General features: G+C 66.7%; 20 protein-coding genes and 1 other RNA gene. 1 reads left to right on the forward strand and 20 read right to left on the reverse strand.

The window, feature by feature from the left end; genetic code table 11:
• The 6 genes from AC6I0Y_RS09870 to AC6I0Y_RS09895 all read right to left on the reverse strand — a co-directional run bounded on the left by AC6I0Y_RS09870 (window position 1) and on the right by AC6I0Y_RS09895 (window position 7,167).
• Complete coding sequence (locus AC6I0Y_RS09870; protein WP_497731464.1) at window positions 1-1,089, reverse strand: glycosyltransferase family 2 protein; 1,089 nt, start codon at window positions 1,087-1,089, stop codon at window positions 1-3.
• Window positions 1,090-1,123: 34 nt separating this feature from the next.
• Window positions 1,124-2,182: a glycosyltransferase family 1 protein gene (locus AC6I0Y_RS09875; RefSeq protein ID WP_497733673.1), complete on the reverse strand. Its 1,059-nt coding sequence runs from the start codon at window positions 2,180-2,182 to the stop codon at window positions 1,124-1,126.
• A 120-nt stretch (window positions 2,183-2,302) separates the two neighbouring features.
• Window positions 2,303-3,316, reverse strand: coding sequence for a sugar transferase (locus AC6I0Y_RS09880; RefSeq protein ID WP_497731466.1), 1,014 nt, complete (start codon window positions 3,314-3,316; stop codon window positions 2,303-2,305).
• Window positions 3,317-3,378: 62 nt separating this feature from the next.
• Entirely contained in the window at window positions 3,379-3,891 is a 513-nt protein-coding gene (gene loaP / locus AC6I0Y_RS09885; protein ID WP_497731469.1) for an antiterminator LoaP, read from the reverse strand.
• Window positions 3,892-4,199: 308 nt separating this feature from the next.
• On the reverse strand, window positions 4,200-4,760 hold the full coding sequence (locus tag AC6I0Y_RS09890) for a transcription termination/antitermination NusG family protein (RefSeq protein ID WP_160710234.1): 561 nt from the start codon (window positions 4,758-4,760) through the stop codon (window positions 4,200-4,202).
• Between the two features lie 943 nt (window positions 4,761-5,703).
• The gene (locus tag AC6I0Y_RS09895; protein ID WP_497731472.1) at window positions 5,704-7,167 is read right to left on the reverse strand and encodes a S1C family serine protease; all 1,464 of its coding nucleotides are present in this window, start codon (window positions 7,165-7,167) and stop codon (window positions 5,704-5,706) included.
• A 312-nt stretch (window positions 7,168-7,479) separates the two neighbouring features.
• On the opposite strand from AC6I0Y_RS09895, the gene AC6I0Y_RS09900 reads away from it, so the two are divergent.
• On the forward strand, window positions 7,480-8,148 hold the full coding sequence (locus tag AC6I0Y_RS09900) for a GNAT family N-acetyltransferase (protein WP_497731475.1): 669 nt from the start codon (window positions 7,480-7,482) through the stop codon (window positions 8,146-8,148).
• Window positions 8,149-8,183: 35 nt separating this feature from the next.
• On the opposite strand, the gene AC6I0Y_RS09905 is transcribed toward AC6I0Y_RS09900, so the two are convergent.
• The 14 genes from AC6I0Y_RS09905 to AC6I0Y_RS09970 form a co-directional block, all read right to left on the reverse strand.
• Window positions 8,184-8,879, reverse strand: coding sequence for a histidine phosphatase family protein (locus AC6I0Y_RS09905; protein WP_497731477.1), 696 nt, complete (start codon window positions 8,877-8,879; stop codon window positions 8,184-8,186).
• Window positions 8,880-8,884: 5 nt separating this feature from the next.
• Window positions 8,885-9,886 (reverse strand): rhamnulose-1-phosphate aldolase, encoded by a 1,002-nt coding sequence (gene rhaD, locus AC6I0Y_RS09910; RefSeq protein WP_497731481.1) that lies wholly within the window; start codon window positions 9,884-9,886, stop codon window positions 8,885-8,887.
• A gap of 3 nt (window positions 9,887-9,889) precedes the next feature.
• Window positions 9,890-10,669 carry an amino acid ABC transporter ATP-binding protein gene (locus AC6I0Y_RS09915; RefSeq protein WP_497731484.1) on the reverse strand — a complete coding sequence of 260 codons (780 nt, stop codon included), beginning with the start codon at window positions 10,667-10,669 and terminating at the stop codon, window positions 9,890-9,892.
• Window positions 10,662-11,315, reverse strand: coding sequence for an amino acid ABC transporter permease (locus AC6I0Y_RS09920; protein WP_160710240.1), 654 nt, complete (start codon window positions 11,313-11,315; stop codon window positions 10,662-10,664). Before AC6I0Y_RS09920 ends, AC6I0Y_RS09915 begins: the two co-directional genes overlap by 8 nt.
• Window positions 11,316-11,478: 163 nt before the next feature.
• Window positions 11,479-12,333: an amino acid ABC transporter substrate-binding protein gene (locus AC6I0Y_RS09925; RefSeq protein WP_160710241.1), complete on the reverse strand. Its 855-nt coding sequence runs from the start codon at window positions 12,331-12,333 to the stop codon at window positions 11,479-11,481.
• Window positions 12,334-12,787: 454 nt separating this feature from the next.
• Window positions 12,788-14,002, reverse strand: a complete 1,215-nt coding sequence (locus AC6I0Y_RS09930) for a 4Fe-4S dicluster domain-containing protein (protein WP_497731488.1) — start codon at window positions 14,000-14,002, stop codon at window positions 12,788-12,790.
• A gap of 84 nt (window positions 14,003-14,086) precedes the next feature.
• Window positions 14,087-15,442: a molybdopterin-guanine dinucleotide biosynthesis protein B gene (gene mobB, locus AC6I0Y_RS09935; RefSeq protein WP_497731492.1), complete on the reverse strand. Its 1,356-nt coding sequence runs from the start codon at window positions 15,440-15,442 to the stop codon at window positions 14,087-14,089.
• A gap of 606 nt (window positions 15,443-16,048) precedes the next feature.
• Window positions 16,049-16,645 carry a recombination mediator RecR gene (gene recR, locus AC6I0Y_RS09940; RefSeq protein WP_160710396.1) on the reverse strand — a complete coding sequence of 199 codons (597 nt, stop codon included), beginning with the start codon at window positions 16,643-16,645 and terminating at the stop codon, window positions 16,049-16,051.
• Between the two features lie 130 nt (window positions 16,646-16,775).
• On the reverse strand, window positions 16,776-17,084 hold the full coding sequence (locus tag AC6I0Y_RS09945; protein WP_160710395.1) for a YbaB/EbfC family nucleoid-associated protein: 309 nt from the start codon (window positions 17,082-17,084) through the stop codon (window positions 16,776-16,778).
• 166 nt (window positions 17,085-17,250) lie between these two features.
• Complete coding sequence (gene dnaX / locus AC6I0Y_RS09950; protein WP_497731498.1) at window positions 17,251-20,136, reverse strand: DNA polymerase III subunit gamma/tau; 2,886 nt, start codon at window positions 20,134-20,136, stop codon at window positions 17,251-17,253.
• A 3-nt stretch (window positions 20,137-20,139) separates the two neighbouring features.
• Window positions 20,140-21,120, reverse strand: coding sequence for a DedA family protein (locus tag AC6I0Y_RS09955; protein WP_497731502.1), 981 nt, complete (start codon window positions 21,118-21,120; stop codon window positions 20,140-20,142).
• A gap of 25 nt (window positions 21,121-21,145) precedes the next feature.
• Window positions 21,146-21,239: signal recognition particle sRNA small type (ffs, locus tag AC6I0Y_RS09960), an RNA gene on the reverse strand.
• A 412-nt stretch (window positions 21,240-21,651) separates the two neighbouring features.
• A complete protein-coding gene (gene fdhD, locus AC6I0Y_RS09965; protein WP_497731505.1) occupies window positions 21,652-22,464 on the reverse strand; it encodes a formate dehydrogenase accessory sulfurtransferase FdhD in 813 nt (270 codons plus the stop codon).
• Between the two features lie 191 nt (window positions 22,465-22,655).
• A complete protein-coding gene (locus AC6I0Y_RS09970; RefSeq protein WP_497731507.1) occupies window positions 22,656-23,483 on the reverse strand; it encodes a formate/nitrite transporter family protein in 828 nt (275 codons plus the stop codon).
• Window positions 23,484-23,505 lie beyond the last annotated feature (22 nt).

The following is a 23,505-nucleotide window of genomic DNA, read 5'->3' on the forward strand; positions in this document are numbered from 1 at the left end:
CTATCTGAGGAGCTTTAGCTTTCGTGCAATATAGCAAGCAACAAAGAATATGCGCTCTCCCATTATGGACAGGAGCGCAGCGAATCGCTCTCGCTTTCTCGCCTCGAGATCTTTGAGAACGACTTGATTATACTTTGCAAGCTCGTTCCAAACAGCTAAGCGATCCGTCTTGTTTGCATAGGGAATTTGCGCGTATACCATCCTATTAACGCTAAAACACCTTGATGAGGCAGCGCAGGACAAACTTGGATAAGCCTCGATAATGTCTTTGTACAAACGTCGCGATATCTCTATCGCTGACTTAGATTTTCTCTGCGTATACTCAGAATTAATAGTGCTCTCTCTTCGATCTCTATAGGCATAGAGATCGAACGTATCGACGACCGCAACCGCTCCTGCTCCTTGGTACATCTTATACACTGCTCCCAAGTCTTCATAGACAAGCCCCTCGGGAAACGGGCATCTCTCTACGATTTCTCGCTTGCATATACGCCATACCGGCCCTGTGTCCATAGCCTGGTAAAGAAGACTTTTTTGAATCTCAAGCTCCGACATGACAGTAGCTTTCGGACACAGCTCCATGCACTCTATAAGATCCGGGCGCTTGGTCTCGAATCTTCTGCCAAAAGGAAGTGTGGCAATTTGAGTACCATTTTCTTTTATTGCCTCCATCAGCGCCTCAATGAAAATCGGCGCCACAACATCATCGCTATCCACAAATGCTATGTATTCACCTTTTGATTTCTTTACTCCCAAATTCCGAGCAAATGCCTGACCCCTATTCTTGCCATGAAACACTTTTATTCTTTGATCCCGTGCAACAAGCGACTCGCACAGCCCTGCAGTTCCATCTGTCGATCCATCATCGACCACAATAACTTCAATCCGAGGGTAAGTTTGACCTAGAATGCTCTCCACACACTCAAGCAAAACCGAAGCCGTATTGTATGCAGGCACAATGACACTCACTAAAGGATTACCCAGCACCATCATATTCCGCCCGTGCAAGATGTTAGCGTGCCCTGTCTGGTTTTCGAGATCGCGACGCAGTCGAACAATATCCTGCACGCATGCTTGTGCCAGATGCACGTACGGAGTTTTCTTAATCGCACGAGAGTCCTTTTCAGCATCTGAGCCCCTCGATAAGGCTGATGTATTTCTCCTCGAGTCCTTTAGCTGCGGTGATAATGTCGTACTCACTAAAAGCGCTAGGATCCACATCACGAGATGTGGTGTCAGAACTTAATGCCTCGGCCCACGTCTGAGCATCGCCGAGAGGGAGAAAGCATGCCTTGCTGGTCAAAGAAACCTCTTTGGTAATAGTGTTAGCGAAGACGCAAGGAAGGCCCGCTCGTTGCGCCTCGACGCCAACGATGCCAAGACCCTCGTAGAGACTTGGCAACGCGAATACGTCAAAAGCTTGATAGAGACTTGCAACATCATCTCTCTGCCCCAGGAATCGAACACGATTCCCAAGGCTCAGTCCTCTGGCTTTTTCCTCAATCTGCGCTCTAAGCTCCCCCTCTCCAGCGAGCAAAAGGATTGAATTTGGTCGTTTTTGACAGAGAGATTCGAAGGCCGCAAGAAGAAAATCGTGATTCTTTTGAGGCACGAAACGTCCCACATGGCCGACAACAAACGTATCGTCAGGGATGCAAAGCTGTCTCCGTGTGTTCCTTCGAATTGTGTCATCAAATACAAAATTATCGAGCTCTATAGCATTACGAACGACTTCGAATTTCGAACCAGTTCCGAATAGCCATTCACCTGCGATCTCGCTGCAGGCGAATCGATGAGTAGGGTATATATTAGAAAGTTTTTTAAGCAAAGTCTTTATTGCGTTCTTAGCATATTCGCCTTTACCCGACGTGCTATGACTGTGCGCAATGCGGACGGGGACGCCAGCTTCTTTGGCGGCATGCAACGGAAATACCGAGAGTGCATTTATGTGCGAATGGACGATTCGCCACTTCTGTTCACGAAACAGCTGTTCAAGCTTGCGATGGTATGCTGCAGCATGTTGATATGGGGGAACCATCAGCACGCGTCCGCCCAACGCCTCAATCTCATCCTTCGGAACAAACTTCGAGTCAGCATCCACGAGGAAGTCGAACTGGATCTTCGCGCGGTCAATATATCGATAATAGTTCATGACGGCGGCCTCAACACCACCGCCAACCATTTTGCCCACAATCTGAGCAACGCGGATAGGCCGACTCACTGCCCAAGCCCTTTCTTAGCGAAACAGCTAATACTCACTTTAGAGACCTGTGTGTCAGCAAATGCGTTCATGCGCATGCCGCTACCTCCCCTGCGCGGTCAGGACCACGCCCACGGTCTGGACTATCAGCTTGAAGTCGGCCCACATCCCGCACTTCTCGATGTAGAGCAGGTCGAGGTCGACCCACTCGTCGAAGGTGAGGTCGTCGCGGTTCATGCGGGTCTGCCAGTAGCAGGTGAGGCCCTGCTTCACGAGCAGCCGCTGGCGCTGGCGCGGGGTGTAGGCGGCCACCTCCGAGGGGATGGCCGGGCGCGGGCCCACCACCGACAGGTCGCCCTTGAGGACGTTCGCGAACTGGGGCAGCTCGTCGAGGGAGAGCTTCCTTATCACGCGGCCCACGCGCGTCACCCGCGGGTCCTCGCGCATCTTGAAGACCGGCCCCGTCTTCTCGTTCATGGCGCGCAGCGACTCCAGGCGCTCCTCGGCGTCGGGGCGCATGGAGCGGAACTTGTACATGGTGAACTCGCGGCCGTGCCGCCCCACCCGCCTCTGGCGGAAGAGCACCGGGCCGGAGGGGTCGTCGAGCTTGACGGCGACGGCGATGAGCAGGTAGAGCCAGCTGAACGCGACCAGCACCAGCGCGCTGAAGGCCGCGTCGAAGGCGCGCTTGGCCGCCCGGTAGGCCAACCGGCCATGCGCCAGCCGCTCGGCGGCGTCGGCCACCGCCGGGTCGGGGGCGTCGGGGGCCTCGTAGCCGGCGAGCTCGCGCACCGCGTAGCGGCGGGCGCGCGGCGGCACGGAGGGCGCGGCCCCGGCGGCGCGGGCGCGCAGGCGCGGGTTGTTGGCCCCGCCGGCGGCCTCGGCGCGCTCCTCCTCCACGAACTCGGTCAGGTCGTCGAAGGTGAGCAGCATCGCGCCGGACTGCGAGGGGCTCGACTGCATGCGCCGGCGGGGGCGGGCGGGGGCGGGGGCAGACGCCTCCGAGGAGTCCGCAGCCCGGCGGCCGCCGGCGCGCGACTCGTCCGCCAGCCGCTGCACGCGCCTGCGGACCGACGGCTCATCGTCCTCGCGGTAGTCTATCTCGTTGTCAGCCAATGCTTCTATGGTTCTTGTTCTTCGGGCGCCCCGGCGGGGGCGGTCGTGCTTCTCTTTGGGGATCAGCGTTGCTTGCGGACTATCTCCAGGCCCACGGGCACCTCGACGTCACGGCCGAGTATGCGCAGCGCCAGCACGGCGGTTCGCTTGCGGCGGTTAATGCGTTTGACCTGGGCCTCCTTGCCCACCAAAGGCCCGCTGGTGATGCGGACTACCCCACCTTCCACCACAGCCCGCGACATATCCACCACACGGTGGCCGCGCCGGGTGAAGGCGTCGATCCAAGCCACCTCCTCGTCGTCGAGCGGCAGGAACGCGCCGTCCACATCGAGGAGCCGCGCGAAGTCGGGCAGCCGATCGAGCGCCGCCCGCAGCCGCTTGGGCTGCTCGGAATCCACGATGACGTAGCCCGGGAACAGGGGCTCCTCCATCGTCTTCCACCCGTCGGCCTCCTTGAAGGCCACCGTGCGGCGCGGCACGAAGCACTCCTTCAGAAGGGCGCCGTCCACGCGCTCGCCGATGAGGTCACAGGCCGCCTGCTCGCGACCGGTCGCCACCTGCACCACGTACCACATGGCGCCTCCCTTCCGACATAGCCTCGCCGCCAGACCCCTCGGCCCGCGCTCGGCCGCCGCGGCACGGCTTCGCCACGCGCCGCCCCTCGGCGCCACACGGCTTCGCCATCAGGGGCCTCGGCCCCTTCCGCGACAATCGCTCTTCCCCTCCCGCGCTTGTACGACTGCCGAACGCGGCCTCGCTTTACACAACGGGATATCGGTGCAGTTTCCTGCGGAGAGATCGAGCGAAATGCGCGCTGGATCGGGGCCGGCGCGCCGCTCGCTCGGGCTCTCCGCAACAAGCTGCAGAGGGCTCCTACGGTTCGTCAACTCTTGGAGACCACCTCCAAGCCCACCTTGATGCCGTGGGAGGCGGCGGGAAGCACGGAGGCAGCGACACGAGACGGATCGACGCCCAGCAGCACCTCGGCCGCGCAAGACGGGTCGAGCCAAGCCGCGCGATGGTGGCGGTCGACGCGGCGCACGAGCCTCTCCAGCCCGACGAGCGGGCCGGACTCCACCACCAGGTCGCCCTCCACGATGCGCCCACGGGACGAGCGCACCACGCCTTCCGCATCCGCGAGAGCGCGCACGAGGGCAGCCTCCGCATCAGAGAGCGTAGCCAGACGGCCATCGGCGCCCAGCACCAGATCGGGCTGGGTGGAGCGACGCAGCGCCTGGTCGACGGCCTCCGGATCGTCGGACGCGAGGAAGAGATAGCCCGGGAACAGCGGCTCGAGCGCGTAGCTCCAAGCGCCGGCCTTCTTCCGCAGCATCTGGCGACGCAGCGGGAAGCACGCCTGCACGGCATCGCCGCCGAGGGCCGCGACGCGACGGGCCGCCGCGTCCTCACGGGACGGAACGACCTGCACCACGAAGCGCGCCACGGGCGCATGCACGGGAATATTCAGCTTTCGATCAGGGAAAACGGATGAAGCGGGACGAACGCACCGACGGGTGCGGGCCCGTGCGGCGCGAGCGTCGGCCGAACGTGCCGCAGCAGGGTCTACGCGGAGGCTGCCAGGGCTACCTTGAAGCGGCTGCCCCCCCCCCGCGAGTTTCTGCGATGTATGTCAGCGTCGGCTGGCTCACGTCAGGCCTATCCTCGTTTCATCGTCGGAACGCGTCCTCACCTGCTGCAACGACGCGTTGTAGTTCAGTCGAATATAGTAGCACACCCCCTCCCGTGCAATACCGGACGATCACCACTGACGGATTATCCGTACAACTCCACAGAAACCCCGGCGCGATTCCTCGGCAAGCGGGAAGGAAAGCCGACAACAGACGCATGATTCAGGAAATGGTTCAGGAAGTGACTCAGGAAGTGATTCAGGAAATGCCCCACCCCTTCTTCTTGGAAGTCGACTCGCACATAAGCCTGCGCGACGTCATCTGCCGATGAGCTCGGCAGCGGCACGCGCAACCTCTTCAAGTACTCCAAGCACTACTTAGGCGCAGACCCGGTTCTTCAAGAGGGAGACGTCTTTCGTGCGCACGTCCCCAAGCGGGCAAACGGCGAAACGGCGCAGGGGCCCCCGCAAAAGGCTGGATCGGCGAAGAGCGTCCCCGCACTCATCATGGAACTCGTCCAAGAGGGGCCCGTCACCGTCGCTCATGTTGCCGAGGTCGCCGGCGTTACCAAGCGAACGGCCAGCAGCCACCTGAACCGACTGGCTGCCGAAGGAGCCATTATCGCCCACGGCGAGACAAGGAACAGGCGCTACGAGCTTCCCCCACGCTAGCATCACAGCCCAACGAAAACGGGCCCCTCATTCGAGGAGCCCGTGGGACGCAGGGCGCTTGTCGCGCTGGGCGTCGGGGTGAATCGCGCTAGGCGGCGTTATCCAGCTGGCCGTAGCCGTAGCTGTAGCGTTGCTGGCGGCTCGGCATCTGCTGCTGTTGCTGCTGGCTGGCAGCGTCGTCGCCGAGAACCACCTGGACGTCCTGGCTCTGGCCGTCGCGGTCGATGGTGAGCGTCACCGTGTCGCCCGGCTGCTTGCCGCGCACGTCGAGCATGAGGTCGCTCGCGCCCTCCACGGCCTGGCCGTCGAAGGCGGTCACGATGTCGCCCTCCTGCAGGCCCGCGGCAGCGGCGCCGGAGTCGGGGCTCACCGCGGCGATGTAGGCGCCCTCGTCAACGGCCAGGCCGTAGCGCTGGGCCATCTGCGGGGTGACGTTGATCAGCGACACGCCAAGCTGCGCGTGGGTGGGCGTCTGGCCGTCGATGATCTGGTTCGCCAGGTTCACCGCGTAGTTCACGGGGATGGCGAAGCCGACGCCGGAGTAGTTGCCGGAGTAGGAGGTGATGAGCGTGTTGATGCCGATGAGCTTGCCCTCGGCATCCACCATGGCGCCGCCGGAGTTACCGGGGTTGATGGCCGCGTCGGTCTGGATCATGTTGGGGTAGATGGTGCTCTGGCCGCCGGCCATGCCCTGCTGATCGGAGGAGTCCATGATCTGGGAGCGGCTGGTAGCCGACACGATGCCCGTGGCCACGGACTGCTCCAGGCCGAAGGGGCTGCCGAGCGTCATGACCCACTCGCCGATGACCAGGTCGTCGGAGTCGCCGAGCTCCATCGGGGTGAGGCCGCTCGCATCCTTGCACTTGAGCACAGCCACGTCAGAGCTGGGGTCAGCGCCGACGAGCTCAGCCTCGTAGGTGGTGCCCTCGACGGTGACCTCGTAGGCCTCGCCGCCCTCGACCACGTGGTTGTTGGTGATGATGTAGCCGTCTTCGGTCAGCACGACGCCGCTGCCGAGCGACGTGGCAGCGAGCTCGCCGCCCTGCTGCCCCTGCTGGCCGCCGCCCCAGCCATAGCCGTACCTGTTGCCGTAGCCGCCGGCGGTCTGGCGCGCGTACACGTCGATGGCCGCCACGGAGGGCAGGCACTTGGCCGAGACGACCTCGGGAAGCGTGGCATCCTCGCCGTTCACGGTGATGCTCGTTCCCTGCTGGTTGTTCACGGTGGCGGAAGGCTCGACGGTACCGCCAGACGCGCCGTTGGTCACGGCATTCACCGCGCCCATCACGCCGAAGGCCAGCACGCACGCCACGAGCGCGCCAGCGAAGGCAACGAGGAAGGTCTTAGCGCCCGAGCTGCGCTTCTGCTCCGGCACTGGCGGCATGGGCGCATGCCCAGCCGTGGCGTAGGGCACGCCCGCGGCGGCATGCTGCGGCTCGTGGACGGGCGCGGTCTGGGCGGCAGGCATCGGCGTCGTCTGCGCCGGCTGGCCCTCGGCCCCGGGCTGCCCCATGGGGCCCGGCACCGGAGGCATGCTGTTGTTCTCAGTCATAGTTCGCTCCTTGATCGGGTCTGACTGCATGTTCCTTGTAAAGGGGCGGCGGGCGCGCCTGCGTCTGGCGAAGGGCCGTCAGGTTGGAGGGAGGCGGCCGCTTCCAGGTGAATCCCGCAGCAACGCGCTCACCTTATCACCCGTGCGAAAACGTCGCGACATTCGCAGGGGAAACGTCATCCCCACGTCACGGAGATACACCAACTGACGTACTCCCGTAAGATGACGATGATGACGAAGGGGTACAATTATCTGGCAGAACACCCGGCAGGCGCCCCTGTGCCCGCCAAGCCCAAGCTGAGAGGATACGCCATGGAGCTGCCCGGACTCGTCACCGTCGACCCCGCCAACGAGGAGCTGGCCGTCAGGCTGGCCGAGATGGGAGGCGATGCCTTCCTCGAGGAGCTGTGGACCGTCGAGCTGCTGAGCGCCCTGCCCGCCGGCTCGCGCGGCGCCGACCGGGAGCGCTTCCTCTCGCGCGCCATCATCATGAACGACATCGTCGTGGGCGCACCCTACCAGGCCGTCTACTGCCTGGAGGACGCCTCTGCGCTGGCCGTCGCCTACCTCAAGAGCGACCTGGAGGGCCTCACGTGGGCCCACCTGGAGGAGAAGGCCGACCGCATCCTGATGGAGGAGGTCCTCTCCGAGGAGGAGGCCGCCGCCCTCGCCGTGCAGCTGGAGCGCATGGCCCCCATCTCCGTCTTCGACTGGGAGGAGCGCGAGCAGAAGGAAGGCGACTTCATCCACTTCGTCATGCTGGCAGTTGATGCGACCAAGCGCGGCACGGGGCGCTTCCGCAAGCTCATGACGCCGTTCTTCGACTATGCGGACGAGCACGGGATCCCCTGCTACCTGGAGACCTACTCCGACTCGCTCCAGGCGCTCTACGAGCACGTGGGCTTTGAGGTGTGCCACATCTTCGAGAGCCCTGACTTCGCCATCACCGAGCGCGCCATGGTGAGGAAGCCGCGGAAGTAGCGCGAGGGGCGCGTAGGCAGGACGCGGCCCGGGCGCTACCCCAGATGTGCCGTGTCGCCTATCCTCCCCAGGCGAATGGCACCGTCTTCCCAGACCAGCTCGGTGAGGCTGGCATTCTCTATCTTGAGGGGGTCATTGACGCGGGGGCGGTCGTAGAGGTAGACCAGCGTGCGGATGACAAAGGCGTGGGTGACCACGAGGACGTCGCCGCCGCCTGCCTCCTCAGCATGGGCCGCCGCCTCGGCGATGAATGCGCGCAGGCGCCCCTCGATGGCGGCGAAGTCCTCGGCGCGGCCCGTCGGGTCGACGCGCGCGAAGTAGTCCGCTATCTCGGGCAGGCGCTCGTTCTGCTCGGCGCGCGAGAGGTCGCGGCCGAAGCAGTCGATGAGCGCGCGGCGCATCTTCTCGCCCAGCTCGCCCTCGAGCCAGCCGTAGCACCACTCGCGCAGCCGCGCGTCCGCCGACACGGGGATGGACCGGTCGCCCTCGTCAAGGCCGCGCAGGCGCCGCTCGTTGGCGCGCGCCTCGAGCGCGACGGCAAGCGTCTCGCGCGCGCGGCCGCTGTCGCTGGAATACGCCCAGATGAAGTCGGTGTCCGCAAGTCCCTGCCCCAGGCGGTAGGCCGCATACAGGCCGTTGCCCGTGAGCGGCGTGTCGCACCAGCCCTGCACCTTCCCCATGACGTTGAACAGCGTCTCGCCGTGGCGCGCGAAGTGGAAGGTGACCGCCACGGCGCTCACTCCCCCGCCGGATCGGGCGCAGCGCCCGGCGCGGCGGAAGCGCCCGCGGGCGCCTGGTCAGCGCTGGCGCTCGGCTGCGGCGCCGCCGGCGCGGCCGCCTCCTCCGCAGACGCCAGGTACGCCGGGTTGGGCGCGAGCCCCAGACCCGCCGCGATGGCCCGCAGATCGTCGTCAGTCAGCGGGTAGGCCAGCTCGGCGCCGCCGCAGAGCAGGCGGGCCTCGCGGTAGATGGCCGCCGCCTTCACCACCACGTCTGCCAGGCCGAAGGCCTCGTCGCACGTGGCGCCGGTGGCGAGCAGGCCGTGGTGCGCCCAGATGACGGCCGCGTGGTCGCGCGCCGCCGCAGCCGTGAGGTCGGCCAGCTCGCGCGAGCCGGGCACGGCCGTGGGCACGGCGCCCACGCCCTCGGGAAACACCATGAGGCACTCGGTCATCGTCTGCCACAGCGCGCGAGTGATGACGCGGGCGTCCGGTGGCAGCGCGAAGGTGAGCGCGATCACCGGCACGGGATGGCAGTGGTACACCACGCGGCACGCGCCGTCCGTGGCCTCCTTACGCACGCCGTGCAGGATGACATGCGCCGCCAGCTCGCTCGTCGGGCGGCCATCGCCCTCGAAGCCCCAGACGGGACGCCAGAACGCGCCGCCCAGATCCACCTCGATGATGCCGAGCGCGCGGGCCGGAGCGTCCTTCACGTTGCGGAAGTACGAGCCCGCCGCCGTCACCAGCAGGCACTCCCCCGCCATGCTCGGCACCGCGGCCTCGAGCGGCTCCCAGGGACGCGGGCTCTCGGCGAAGTAGGGACGACACGCCTGGATCTCCTCGGCCGTCAGGCGGTAGGAGGCGTTGCCGCCGTTGCGCTCATGCCAGCCGCGCGCCCAGCCGTCGTCGCACATCCGCGCGAGGGAGCGCACGAAGCCGCGCTGCTCCACGGCAATCGACGAGACGGCATCGCGCGCCTTGGAGACGCCCTGGTCGAAGAGGCCCTTCACGTCCATGGGCTAGCCCCGCTCGTAGCGCGAGAGGAACGCGCGGGTGCGCTCGTGCGCGGGGTTGTTGATGACGTCCGCCGCACGCCCCGCCTCCACCACGCGGCCGTCGTCCATGAAGATGAGGTGGTCGGCCACGTCACGCGCGAAGCTCATCTCGTGGGTGACGATGACCATGGTCATGCGCTCGGCCGCCAGATCGCGGATGACCTGAAGAACGTCGCGGGTGAGCTCGGGGTCGAGCGCGCTCGTGGGCTCGTCGAAGAACAGCACGTCGGGGTTGAGCGCAAGCGCCCGGGCGATGGCCACACGTTGCTGCTGCCCGCCGGACAGCTCGCAGGGCACCATGTCCTCCTTGCCGGCCAGCCCCATCTTCGCCAGCAGCTCGCGGGCCTGGGCCTCCGCCTCGTCCTTGGGCCGCTTCTGCACGCAGACGGGAGCGTCGGTGATGTTCTTGAGCACCGTGTAGTGCGGAAACAGGTTGAAGTTCTGGAACACCAGGCCAAAGCGCGTCTTGGCTTGGGCGAGCACGTTCTTGCCGCCGTAGACGGCGCGGCCGGCGTCATTGGTGCGCGTCACCGCCAGGTCGCCGTAGGACAGATCGCCCGCATCGAGCGTCTCCAACAGCGTGAGGCAGCGCAGAAGCGTCGACTTGCCGCCGCCTGACGGCCCGATGATGGCCAGCACGTCGCCGCGGTTGACGGTGAGCGAGATGTCCTTGAGCACCTCGTTGGCGCCGAACGCCTTCTTCGCGTGCTCGAGCGTGACGACGGGAGCGTTTGCGTTAGTCATGGTAGTAGTCCAGCTTCTTCTCGACACGGTTGAGGATGAACTCGATGAGCAGGCAGAACACCCAGTAGATGAGCGCGGCGATGGCGTAGGGCAGCATGGAGACCTCGCGCGCGGCCAACGCCTTGGCAGCCGAGAACATCTCGGCAATGCCGAGCACGAAGGCAAGCGAGGTATCCTTCACCAGGGTGATGACCTCGTTGCCCATGGCGGGCAGGATGCGCTTGATGACCTGGGGCAGCACGATCTTCATGAACGTCTGGGCCCGCGAGTAGCCCAGCACCGCCGCCGCCTCGTACTGGCCGCGCGGGATGGATTGGATACCCGAGCGGTAGATCTCGGCGAAGTAGGCAGCATAGTTGAGGATGAAGCCGATGGCGCAGGCGGAGAACTTCCAGTCCGACCCCATGTTCAGGCCCAGCAGGTAGTACGGGCCGAACATGATGGCCATAAGCTGCAGCATGAGCGGCGTGCCGCGCAGCACCGAGATGTAGAGCTGGGCCAGCCAGGCCAGCGGCTTGAAGCGACTCATGCGCGCGAGTGCCACCACCACGCCCAGCGGCAGGGAGCCGACGAGCGTCACGACGAAGATCTGCGCCGTGAGCAGAAAGCCCTCTCCCAGAATGCCCATCATCACCGAGAATTCCACCGTACCTCCTCTTCAAGCCCGGTATCGCTTGCCGCGAAGCCGCCGCGCGGCCCCTCGGCAAACCTACCGATACGACAGCGAATGCCGCGGGAGACCCACGGCATTCGCCCGGTTACCTCGTATGCCCCCAGTCTAGCGCACTAGAGCGCCAAAGGGGATGGCGTTAGTCGACCAGCACCCAGTTATCAATGGTGATGCCGTACTCGCCCCACTTCTCGCAGAGCTCGGCGATGGTGCCATCATCGTACATCTCCTTGAGAGTCTTGTTCACCGCGTCGACCATAGCCGCGTCGCCGTCCTTGGCGAAGCCCACGGCATAGTTCTCGGTGGACAGGGGCTCAAGCTTCACGAACACGCCGGGCTTGGCCGCCATCTGGTAGTCGGCGATGGACAGGTCGCAGGCCACAGCGTCCACGGCGCCGGACTCCAGCTGCATGAAGGCGTTGTTGTAGTCGCCGATGGTCTGGGCCGCGCCGCCGGCGAAGGTGTCGGCCAGGGCCTTCTGGCCTTCCTCGTCCTCGAGCACGTCAAGGGCGGCGGAGTCGACCTGGGTCATGACGTTCTTGCCGGCCAGGGCCTCGAGCGAGTCGATGCCGGAGTCAGCCTTCACCACGACCACCTGCTCGTTGTGCATGTAGGGCTTGGAGAAGGCGTACTTGCCCTCGCGGCCCTCCATGGTGAAGCCGTTCCAGATGCAGTTGATGGTGCCCTGGTTGAGCAGCGCGTCCTTGGCGTCCCAGTCGATGGCCTCCAGCTTCAGATCCCAGCCGTTGCGCTCGGCCACCTCGGTGGCCAGGTCGATGTCGAAGCCGGTCAGGTTGCCGTCGTCGCCGACGAAGCCGTAGGGCGGGTAGGCGTTGTCCAGGCCCACGATGAGCGTGGTCTTCTCCTCCTGGGCCGGGGCCTTGTCCTCGGCCTTCTTGTCGTCGGCGGCGGTGCCGCCGGAGCAGCCGGCCAGCAGCAGCGCGGACAGGCTCAGAGCCGCCGCAGCGACGACGAGCGCCTTCATCTTCTTCATAGCTAGTTCCTCCCGTATGATCTGGCGTGATGCCGGCCGTCCCTCTCGCGGCCATTCCATCACTCTACCGTAGTAAAGTGGAGTCAGTATAGCACAGCCCACGGCAACGACACGGGAATCGGGCGAGCGGCGGCGGTTGGCACGCGCGGCGGGCTGCGCGGGCGGGCGCGGCGGGTCACGCGGGCGGGCGGCCGCCGCCAGAAGGCGCCGGCTCACCCCCCTAGCCGCGGGCGACGGCGGGCGGGTGCCAGCGACCCCCCCCTGCAGCAAGCCGGGGTGTTTTTGGCCATTTGCTTCGAAATTCCGAGGGTAAACGAGGCGTCCCTTAAGCGCTGGCGAGCGTTTCCCCAGGTCGCAAAAATGCCTCACCGAGCAAAAGGCCCGAAATCGAGCCAAAGCGGCCCGACAGCCTCGGAATTTCGAAGCAAATGGCCACTTTTCGCGAAGGCCCGTGCTAGCGGCGGCGGTCGAAGAGGCGGGGGCGCTTGCCGGGGCGGCGTATCTGAAGCGGTCGCGGCTCGAAGTCGAACAGCTCGGCGGTCTCCACGGCGGACGACACGGAGACGCACCCCTGCAGGCACGAGTCGGCGCACAAGCGGCACTGCACGCAATCGGCGGCGGAGAACTCGACGGCACGGTAGCCCGGATCCTCGTCCTCGTCAGGCGCGAGGCTCGCCAGCACGGGCTTGGGCTTGTCAGCCGGCTTCTCCTCCTCTTGGTCGGCGTGGCGCAAGGCGCCGGTGGGGCAGAACATCACGCACATGCCGCAGCCGGTACACTCCTCAGGGTCGATGGAGACCGAGCCGAAGCGGCGCGTGTCGATGACCGGCTCTACGCTCTCGCCCAGCGCGTCCATGGCATCGAGCAGGCGGAAGTTGCGTTCGGGCTCGAACTGCGGCAGGCGCCCGGTCTTGCCCACGCCCAGCCGCTCGCGCAGGGTGGCCATCTTGTTCTTCTGGTTCTGGTGCAGCGCGTCGGCGATGGCCTTCTCCGCCGCGGTCATGGCCACGTCCTTGGCCATGGAGGTGGCGCTCGTGAAGAAGCCGCGGCGGGCCGCGCCGCGGGCCTTCATCGCGTCGCCCACGATGTCGGACGGGAACTCGGAGACGCGCGTCACGGGCGTCGCGCAGCCCTGGGCGTCTAGCAGCGTGCGCGCCGTGGCCACCGTGGCGTCGATGGCCGGGCCGGTGGCGCGGTACTTGCAGGTCTTGCAAGTACCGTCCACCAGAACGACCTCGGTCGCTCCGTTGGCGGCCAGGTCGAGGATGTCCTCCTCCACCATGCGACCGAGACACGGCACCGCGGCGTACTTGTCCGGGTCGCCGATGTTGCGGGCGGCCATGCGCGCGCAGGCGAAAACGGCGCGACCCTCGCCTGCGGCCCGCATCGACCTGGCGATGCCCACCGCCAGGTCCTCGGCCATGGGATCGAGCGAGATGAGCGCGCCAGTCGGGCACACGGCCACGCAGGCGCCGCAGGCCACGCAGGCGCCGTTGGACACCTTCAGCTCGTTGTTGCCCACCTCGATGGCGTCAGCGATGCACGCGTCGACGCAGAGGCGGCACTTCGAGTTGCGGTTGCGCACGGCCACGCAGCGGTCGGGCGCGGCCACCACCGACGCGCTCTCAAGCGCCTCGGCCATCTCCATCACGTCGTTGATCGTGGGCATGGGCTTCCCTCTTCTCCTGCGGAAGGCAGGCGGCGCGGAGCCGGGCCGGCGGGCGGCGCGGAACGCGAGGCGCGGGCCTTCCGGCTACTCTTCCAGGTACGAGTCCTCGATGCGCTTGAGCTCGTCGGGGGTGTTGGCGTTGATGAAGCAGCCGCCGTGGGGCTCGGCCTCCAGCGCGCGCTTCTGGGAGAACTCCTCCACATGCACCTCCGGATCCTCCAGCAGCGACTGGGCACGACGGTCGCCTCGGTCGAGCGCGCGGCGCACGGCCGGCAGGCAGCCAGAGCGACGGTAGAGGGCGTGGAAGGGCTCGAAGCCGTGCTTGTTGACGGGCACCACCACGTCCGCCCCCGTGCCGGCCATGACGAGCGACTCGGCCACCACGAGCGCGGCGCTCGCGAACACCATGTCGCAGGCCACCACGGCCACGTACGGGTTGCGCGCCGCGGTAAGCGCCGTGTAGAGGCCGGGCAGCGCGCCGCGGAAGTCGAAGGCGTCGCCCACCAGCTTGATGTCCAGGTCGGGATACGCCTCGGCGAGAAAGCCCAGGCGATCATGCTCGTTAGTGGTGATGACCAGCTCGTCGGCCACGGGCGCCAGGCGCTCGATGAGGCGGCAGATGAGGGGGCGCCCAGCGAAGGGAACCGTGGCCTTCGACTGGCCCATGCGCCGGCTCTCGCCACCGGCCTGGATGACCACGGTCAGGCGCGGGCGAACGTAGTGCTCCTCGAGGAAGTCGGCCAGGCCGTCCACGTCGTCCAGGCCGAAGGCGGGGACGTTGAACAGCACGGCGGCCTGGCGCGCCTCGGGGATGTCGGTGACGACGGCCACCGTGTTGGCGTCGGGCATCTTGTGCGCCAGGTCGTCAGCGACGGTGTGGGCGTGAGGGTCGCGCTCGGCGGACGCGGCGGGCGTGGCGCCGGGCTCCGCGGCGGGCGCGGCGGACGCGTCAGCGGCGGCTGCGGCCTCCCTCTCGCGCTGGGCCTGCTCGCGGTAGCGCTGCACGAAGTCGGTACCCAACGGCTCGCCGGCGCGGGCCGCCTTCAGCATGGCCTCGGCCACATGCACGTCGGCGGGGTTCCCGGAGCGCATGATCTCGATGGTGGGCAGGCCGCTCTTGCGGTACCCCTCCACCACCACGATGTCGTGGCCCGGCATGGAGCGCACGATCTCGCTGCACTCGAGCTCCTCCTCGACCGTCTTGATGCGCGCCATCTGGCCTGGGCACGCGATGACCGTCTCGGAGGCCCCGGCCGCCCGATGGCGGTAGGAGTCCTTGCCGGGGTAGTCGATCTCGAAGCCGGCATGGCTGTGGTGCTTGACGCTGCCCACGTCATGGCCACGTCCCACCAGGCACGCGATGAGCTGCTCGATGAGCGTGGTCTTGCCAGAGTTATGGCGGCCGACAACGGCCACCGCAGGGCTGGGTACGTTAACCATGATCCCTCCTTGTTTTCCGGCGCCCAGTATAGCAGAGCAGCCTTCGCCGGCCCCAAGGGTCACGTCGTCTCACCCGGGCGCCCGGGCGGCGCGATGCCGCCTTCGCCGATGCCTTCGAAGGCGAGAACGCACCAGCGAGGTCGGCGTTCGTTCGCCGAAAAAAATTGTTGGTGTTCTGTGAACAGCCTGATATACTATTGTTTTGAATTAAGCGAGGAGCGTGAATTCGCTTCGACCCTTACGCTTCGTCAGGGTGCAGTTCTGTTTTTGGAGGGGACAGGATCTGCGCGCAGAACGAAGCCATGAACGGCCCGCATGAATCTGTGCGGGTCGTTTTGCATTCTCGGGAACGGCGCCACCTGGCACTACCTCACGCGGCGGTGCCCCCGATTTCGCCCGCAACCCTCTCGCGCCCCCTCCGAACGACATCACGCCGTCTGCAGTCCCGCGCGCCTGCGATTTCCGCCCTAGCGCCCACACACGGCCTGTCCATGCCGCAGGAGAGCCGGAGCCGACGTTGCCCCCGTCTCCCATGCCCCCGCTCTCGCGCTCACCCTCGCGCTCTTCGACCCCTCCGCAAGGCGCAGGCGTCAACGCCTTCGTGCCCTACAGCGGACGGCGGGTCTCGAGGGCTCGACCGAGGGTTACCTCGTCGGCGAACTCCAGGTCACCACCGACGGGCAGGCCGCTGGCTGGGCGCGTCACCGTGATGCCGAGCGGCTTGATGAGACGCGCGAGGTAGGCGGCCGTCGTCTCACCCTCGATGTTGGGGTTGGTGGCCAGAACCACCTCGGTCACCGGCTCGGAGGCCAGGCGCGCCAGCAGCTCGGCGATACGCAGCTCATCAGGGCCGACGCCCTCCATGGGCGAGAGCGCCCCGCCCAGCACGTGGTACACGCCCGAGAACACAGCGGTGCGCTCAATGGGCGGAATGTCGCGCGGCTCACTCACCACGCATAAGACGCCCTGGTCACGCTTGCCGCTCGCGCAGATCTCGCAGAGATCGGCCTCCGCGTAGTTGAAGCACCGTGAGCAAAAGTGCACGGTGTCCTTCACCTCCGCGATGGCCTCAGCCAGGCGCAATGCCGTGGCGCGATCGGAGTTGAGGATCCAGTAGGCCATGCGCTGGGCAGACTTCGGCCCCACGCCGGGCAGACGCTCAAGCTCGTCGAGCAGCTTCTGGATGGCGGGGGCAGACTGCATGGGCACTCCTCGGAACAAAAGAACGGAGCCGCGCTTTCGCCGCGCGTCACGGCGTGTCAGCTGGCATTTTTCCGTACGAATGTTTCACGTGAAACATTCTGCGGCGAAGTTGGGAAGAAACTAAGGCGACTTACATCAGGCCGGGAATCTTCATGCCGCCCATGACGGCGTTCATGCGCTGGTTAGTAGCCTCGGTAGCGCTGCGCAGTGCCTCGTTCACGGCGGCCATCACCATATCCTCGAGCATCTCCACGTCCTCCGGGTCGACAGCCTCGGGATCGATGCTCACGGACTTGATGCTCATATCGCCCATCGCCACCACCTTGACCATGCCGCCGCCGGTCGTGGCCTCGAACTCCATCTGGGTGATCTCCTCCTGGGCGCGGGCCGCCTCAAGCTGCATCTTCTGGGCCTGCTTCATCATCTTCTTCATATCCATGGCGAATGCTCCTTCGTTGGTAGCGCCATCTCATCAGGGCCGCCAAAGCGGCCGGAAACACTATAGCGCGTCCCACCTCAACGCACGAGACGCGATCAGCTGGAAGCAACGCGAGCGCACGATGGCCGGGCGGGAGGGGGGACGCAGCGCGAGCCGGCAACGCGAGCTACACCTCGGTGAAGCCGACGCCTTCGCCGAAGCCAAAGGCGAGCATGGCGTTGAGGTCGTCCTGCGAGGGCTCCTCTCCCGATGCCGCCGGCGCGGGGCCGTCCTCCCACGGCGCGGCGTCTGCCGCAGGAGCGGCGCCGGCTGCGGGCGCTCCACCAGCTGCAGAAACAGCGCCAGCTGCGGAAACGGAGCCGGACGCCGGCCCGCCAGCCGCTGCCGACGCGCTACCAGCCGGGCCGGACGCGACCGCCGAGCCCTGAGGCACCACCGCTTGGGCAGGATTAGATGTTTCACGTGAAACATTCGTTTGGGGATTAGGGGACGGCGCGTCGAAGGCGCCGTAGCCGGAGTCGTCGTAAGGCACTGCATCATCGTAGAGATCCACTGGCACCTCGTCGTAAGCCGACGCGCCGTAGCCGTGCTCGGCAGCGCCAGGCTGCATCGACGCACCGGTCATCGCATCGATGCCGTGATGGCCTCGCACCGCACTGGGATCCGCCGGGCCCGCGCTCGCCCCGTTCGGGGAGCCAGACGAACCGGCACCCGCAGCGGCCGCACCGGCGACGCCGACGGCGCCGGCTGCCGCGCCGGCCAGCACACCGCCCGCCCCGTTCGCAGCGATCGCGCCGTTCGCGCCGGCAGCGGCTGCGGCAGGCTGCGCGGCGGGCTGGGCGGCCGCCACCTGCCCCACCTGCCCCGAGGCCTGCGCCGGCGGGAAGCCCGCCGCAGGCTGAGCCGATTGAGCCGAAACGGCCGACTGAGCGGCTTGAGTCGAAGCGGCCGGCTGAGCGACAGCCACCACGCCAGCAGAACGAGCGCCCGCCTTCGTCAGCATGAAGGGCATCGTCACGCCGCACGCTTGGGCGATGGCGCGGCCGAGCTCCTCCTGGACGCCAGCGCCCTGCGCGGTCTTGAAGGCAAAGTCGTTCTCAGCGGGGAATTCGATGGCCAAGGTACCAGAGGCCTCGTCAAAGACGGCCTTTGTGTTGAGGAAGAGCACACCGTAGGCCGCCTTGCCCTTCTTCAGGGCAGCGAGCACCGACTGCCACATGCGCTGAAGCGCCGCCGGATTGCGCAGGCTCTGCAGCAACGCGCCGCCCGCAACGGACACGCCCGCGCCACGCATCGCACCCGCCGCCAAGCCCGCCGCAGCGGCATCTGCAGCGCCAGCCGCCGCGCCGCCCGCGCCTTGCGCGCCAGCCTGGCCCGCGACCTGCGTGCCAGCCGCAGCGCCCGCGCCTTGCGCACCCGCAGCGCCAGTTGCTACGCCGCCCGCTCCCATCGCAGCGCCCGCTCCGGCCGCAACACCGACCGGAGCGCCGCCCGCGCCGCCCGCGCCAGCCACCCCGGCGACGCCAGCCTGACCCGCGACCTGCGTGCCGGCCGCAGCACCCGCACCTGCGACCGGCACGCCATTGGCAGCGCCCGCCACGCCAGCCGCCGCGCCTTGCGGCGCGTCCGCCACCGCGGCCTGCGCGCCCGCTCCGGCCGCCTCCGCACCCGACGCGCCCTGGGCGGCCGGAGCGCCATCCGCGTGCGCTTCACGTGAAACACACGCAGCGACCCCTTCCCCGGCCCCGCCCTGCACGCCCGGGCCCGTGACACCAGCCACCGCGGCCCCCGCGACCTGGGCGGCTCCCGCACCCGTGGCGCCACCCGCCGCCGGGGCCCCCGCAACCTGCACGCCAGCCGCACTCGACGCGCCCGCCGCAGCCGGCACGCTCACCACATGGGCCACCGCCGAGTACCCCGACTCGAGCGCTTCCACGCGCTCGGCCAGCGCGGCCAGCGTCAGGTCGGAATCCGGGCGCACCATGCGCGTGAGCGCGATCTCGAAGGACAGCCGCGGGTTCGTCGACGTCTTCAGATCCGCCGACAGGTCGCCCAGCACCGAGAGCAGGCGCGCCAGGCGGTCAGGCCCGAACAGCGGCAGCTCCTCAGTCAGCTCGCGACGCGTGCTCTCGCTCACATCGAGCGCCACGTCCGCGCCGGCCAGGCTCATCACGTACATGTTGCGGATGTGCTCGGCAAAGTCGCGCGTGAACTGCGCCAGGTCGGCACCCGTCTCCACGTACTCGGCCGTCCAGCGGAAGCACGCGGCCACATCGCGCGTGCCCACGAAGCGCACGATCTCGGCCAGGTCGCTCACGTCGAGTGACCCCAGCATGCGCTCAGCCACCTCCATGGTGACCTTCCCCTCGCCGAACGCGATGAGCTGCTCAAGCGAGGTAAGCGCGTTACGCATCCCGCCTTCCGCCCGATGCGCGATGAGGTCAAGCGCCTCGCCCTCGAATTCCACGCCTTCGGCCACGCAGATGGCGCCAAGACGCGACACGATGGACTCACTCGAGATGCGGCGGAAGTCGAAGCGCTGGCAACGCGAGTGAATGGTCTCGGGGACCTTCTGCGGATCGGTGGTCGCCAGGATGAACACCACATGGCTCGGCGGCTCCTCGAGCGTCTTCAGCAGCGCGTTGAACGCCGCCGTCGAGAGCATGTGGACCTCGTCGATGATATAGATCTTATAGCGCCCGCGAGTGGGAGCGAACGACACGCGCCCGATGATCTCCTCGCGCACGTTCTCGACGCCGGTGCGCGACGCGGCGTCGAGCTCGTAGACATCGGGATGCTCGCCAGCGGCGATCATCTCGCAGTCGGCGCAGGTGCCGTCCGGCTCCGCCGTGGGGCCGCACTCGCAGAGAAGCGCCTTGGCCAGCAGGCGCGCAGTGGTGGTCTTGCCCGTGCCACGCGGCCCCGTGAACAGGTACGCGTGACTCACCTTGTCCTGGTCGATGGCGTTCTTGATGGTGCGCTCGATGTGCTCCTGCCCGACGACGTCCTCGAAGATCTGCGGGCGGTACTTGCGATACAGCGCCTCGGCCATGGCCTACGCCTCCTTGTCCTCGCGGCGCGCCGGCTCGGCGGCCGTGTCATCGACCGGCACATCGGCGGGGCGCGCGGCCTCCGCCGCAGCGCTCGCCTCGCCAAGGGCGCCCTCCCCTGCCGCCAGCTCAGAAGCGTCGTCACGCGCGCCACCGGCCTCGGCGCGAGCCGCTCGCTCCGCCTCCTCGGCAGCCCGGCGCTCGGCCGCCACCGCCTCGCGCGCCTGCTCCTTGGCCTCGGCCTCGGCCCGGCGCACCTTCTCACGCACCAGCTCGCGCTCGTACTCCGCGTCGCTCACGCGCTCCTCGGCTGCGGCCACCGGATCGCCCGCCTTCGCCCGACGCGCGCTCAGAGCAGCCTTCACGGCGCCGATCACCGCCGGCGCCACGGACACGGCCACGATGCCCAACACGATCACCTCGAAGTGCTCCTGCACGAGCGGCACGCCACCGAAGAAGTACCCCACCAGCACGAACAGGCTCACCCACGAGATGCCGCCCAAACAGTTAAACAGCGTGAACTTCCCGAAGTTCATGTGCCCGGTACCGGCGATGAAGGGAGCGAACGTGCGAAAGAACGGCATGAAGCGCGTGATGACGATGGTCAGCCCGCCGTAGCGGTCGAAGAAGTGGTCGAGCTTGGCCATGCGCTCGGGCGTGAGCGCCTTCACCTTGCCCGAGTCGATGATGCGCGTGCCGAAGAACCGCGCGATCCAGTAGTTGGAGGTGTTGCCCAAAATGGCCGCCACCCAGAACACGACGAGCGTCGCCCACAGGTTGAGTCCGCCGCCGTCGGCCGAGAACACACCCGCCGCGAACAGCAGCGAGTCGCCCGGCAGAAACGGGAAGAACACGAGCCCCGTCTCAATGAACACGATGAGGAACAGCGGCGTGTACACCCACACCGGCCCCAGCGCGATGATCCAGGCGGCGATGAACCCGCGTGGGTCTTTCAGCAGGTTGACGAAGAACTCGATGATTCCCATGGAGGCGCCTTTCATAGAAAAGTGCCCCGAATAGGCATGGGCGCTCGTCAGCGGTCCCTTATGGCTGCTTCCTTCCGGACCTGACCAGGTTCGGAACATGGCGCCGCCCATACCCATTCGAGGCACTCGAACTTGTAACGCCCAAGTATAGGGGAAGCCGCCGCGCCGCGCACCCGCGCCGCCGGGCACGAACCAAAAGTCCACAGCCTGCGTCGTCACGAGGCCGCCCACGCGGCGTCCGGCAAGGGGCGGACGCTGAGTCGTCCGCACCGCAACTACACGCGCCAAGAACACTCGTGCAGTCTTTTCACGCAAAGTGGCCAAAAAAGACGACTTGACGACAGCACGCCTGGCGCGCCTGCCCGGCGAGCGAGCAAAACCCCAGGTCGTGGTTGGCCGGGAGCGCTTCGCGCGGCGCCCGGGGCCTCCCGGGCGCGGGGATCCCCCGATTTCTGTCGTCAAGTCGTCTTTTTTGGCCACTTTGCGGCTGCGGAGAGCACGCGCCGCCCTCGGAAGCAACGCGACCCAGAATCAAACGGCGGCGCAGCCGAGGGGGTCGTGGTAGACCACGGCCGAGTCCGGACGCGCCTGACACACGAGAGTAAGGCCGAACTCGCGAGCCAACCGGACGGTCTCGTCGGTGGGAACCGCCTTGGTGGCCAGCAGCGGAATGCCAGCGCGAATGGCCTTCATCACCATGTCCACCGGCAAACGACCGCTCGAGAACACGAGAGCCTGCCGCAGGTCGATCTCCTGGCGCAGGGCCGCGCCCACCACTTTGTCAAAGGCGTTGTGACGTCCGAGATCCTCCCGGCAGACCAGAAGATCGCCGCCCACCATGAGATAGCAGCTGTGGGTGCCGGTGGTGGCCCGGTGCAGGGGGGAATCATCCGCGAACACCCGAGCCGCGCCGAACACCCAGGACGGATTCCACTCGATGGGCTCCACCGGCCGCGGCGGGGCGTCGGTGGTGAAGTAGCGGTTGTAGACCCGGTTGCCCGTGCAGCATGAGGGCACCGTCTCCACGCCGCGTCGCGAGAAGTCGCCGTGACAGCAGCCGAGGGTCACCCGTGCGCGAGTGCCCTGCTCGCACAGGTACACCTCATCCACCTCGTCGATGCCGGCGATGATGCCCTCGGTATAGAGCCGCCCGATGACGAGGTCGGTTAGGTGCGCGGGGGTGCAGACGAGTCGCAGGGTGGGCACCGTGTTGACCGCCACGTCCAGGGCGTGCTCCACCAGCACGACCCTCTCCGCCGCCGTTGCCCGACCGTCAGGGCGCAGCAGCGCAGCCGAGCTCTCTGCTACCACCTCGCCCCCTCGGTAGCGATCGATCACCCTCATGGCCTTGCTCCTCCCCTGCCGCCCACGAGGGGCGGCGCCTCAATTCCCGCAGCAGCCGATCCTGCCCGCCGGGCCCGCAAGAAAAGCACCGCGACGCCTGCAGGGCTCGTACGTCACTCGCCGAGCGCGCTCGCCCAGACAGGCGCCGCACCGCCCGCAGCACCCGCCGGCGCCGCGTCCCATCCGTCGCGCTAGTCGCGCTTGCGGTAGGCGAACCAGTAGGCCATGCCCACCACCAGGCCGCCGACGATATTGCCGAGCGTCGCCAGCACCAGGTTGTAGGCGATGCCGCCCAAGGTGATGGCCCCAGCGGCCCCCACGCCACCCAGGGTGTTGAGCACCAGCCCCATGGGCAGGAAGAACATATTCGCCACGCAGTGCTCGAAACCGCAGGCCACGAAGGCGGAAATGGGCAGCAGCAGCCCGATGACCTTGTCGGCCACCGACTTGCCGCCAAAGCCAATCCACACAGCCAGGCACACGAGCACGTTGCACAGGATGGCCTTGAAGAACAGCGCGACCGGATCGAGCGCCACCTTCCCCGCCGCCACCGACACGAAGGTCTCGCCCACGGCACCGCCGTTCATCCCCTGGAGATTGCTCAGGTAGATGACGACCATAGCCAGCAGCGAGCCGACCAGATTGCCCACCCACACAACACCCCAGTTGCGAAAGACGCCCGACCACGGGATGCGGCCAGAGGCCTTGGCGCACAGCATGAGCACGTTGCCCGTGAACAGCTCGGCGCCACAGCAGAGCACCAGGGTGAGGCCGAGGCAAAAGCAGACGCCTCCCACCAGGCGCTGGACGGCAAAGGGAATGGTGGGATCGCCCAGGAAGGTGCAGAAGAGCATGCCGCCGAAGCCGATGAAGGCGCCGGCCAGCATAGCTGCCACGAAGCAACGCGCCGGAGGCATCGATGCCTTGGTGACGCCGACAGCCTCGGCCTTGGCCTCAATGGCTGCCGGGGCCAGGGCCTCCGGGCTCACGGTGATCAGATCCTCTTTCTCGATTGGCATTGGTTACCTCTCCTCTCCAGTT

The sequence above is a fragment of the Adlercreutzia sp. St.1H8 genome (assembly GCF_059728655.1).

Excerpts from the sequence above, each read along its gene's own strand:
- AC6I0Y_RS09915 (WP_497731484.1), bottom strand. The coding sequence starts at position 10,669 with ATGACTAACGCAAACGCTCCCGTCGTCACGCTCGAGCACGCGAAGAAG.
- recR (WP_160710396.1), bottom strand. The coding sequence starts at position 16,645 with ATGCAGTCTGCCCCCGCCATCCAGAAGCTGCTCGACGAGCTTGAGCGT.
- mobB (WP_497731492.1), bottom strand. The coding sequence starts at position 15,442 with ATGGTTAACGTACCCAGCCCTGCGGTGGCCGTTGTCGGCCGCCATAAC.
- fdhD (WP_497731505.1), bottom strand. The coding sequence starts at position 22,464 with ATGAGGGTGATCGATCGCTACCGAGGGGGCGAGGTGGTAGCAGAGAGC.
- AC6I0Y_RS09970 (WP_497731507.1), bottom strand. The coding sequence starts at position 23,483 with ATGCCAATCGAGAAAGAGGATCTGATCACCGTGAGCCCGGAGGCCCTG.
- dnaX (WP_497731498.1), bottom strand. The coding sequence starts at position 20,136 with ATGGCCGAGGCGCTGTATCGCAAGTACCGCCCGCAGATCTTCGAGGAC.
- AC6I0Y_RS09930 (WP_497731488.1), bottom strand. The coding sequence starts at position 14,002 with ATGCCCACGATCAACGACGTGATGGAGATGGCCGAGGCGCTTGAGAGC.
- AC6I0Y_RS09895 (WP_497731472.1), bottom strand. The coding sequence starts at position 7,167 with ATGACTGAGAACAACAGCATGCCTCCGGTGCCGGGCCCCATGGGGCAG.
- AC6I0Y_RS09900 (WP_497731475.1), top strand. The coding sequence starts at position 7,480 with ATGGAGCTGCCCGGACTCGTCACCGTCGACCCCGCCAACGAGGAGCTG.
- AC6I0Y_RS09875 (WP_497733673.1), bottom strand. The coding sequence starts at position 2,182 with ATGGTTGGCGGTGGTGTTGAGGCCGCCGTCATGAACTATTATCGATAT.
- AC6I0Y_RS09955 (WP_497731502.1), bottom strand. The coding sequence starts at position 21,120 with ATGGGAATCATCGAGTTCTTCGTCAACCTGCTGAAAGACCCACGCGGG.
- rhaD (WP_497731481.1), bottom strand. The coding sequence starts at position 9,886 with ATGGACGTGAAGGGCCTCTTCGACCAGGGCGTCTCCAAGGCGCGCGAT.
- AC6I0Y_RS09925 (WP_160710241.1), bottom strand. The coding sequence starts at position 12,333 with ATGAAGAAGATGAAGGCGCTCGTCGTCGCTGCGGCGGCTCTGAGCCTG.
- AC6I0Y_RS09945 (WP_160710395.1), bottom strand. The coding sequence starts at position 17,084 with ATGGATATGAAGAAGATGATGAAGCAGGCCCAGAAGATGCAGCTTGAG.
- loaP (WP_497731469.1), bottom strand. The coding sequence starts at position 3,891 with ATGTGGTACGTGGTGCAGGTGGCGACCGGTCGCGAGCAGGCGGCCTGT.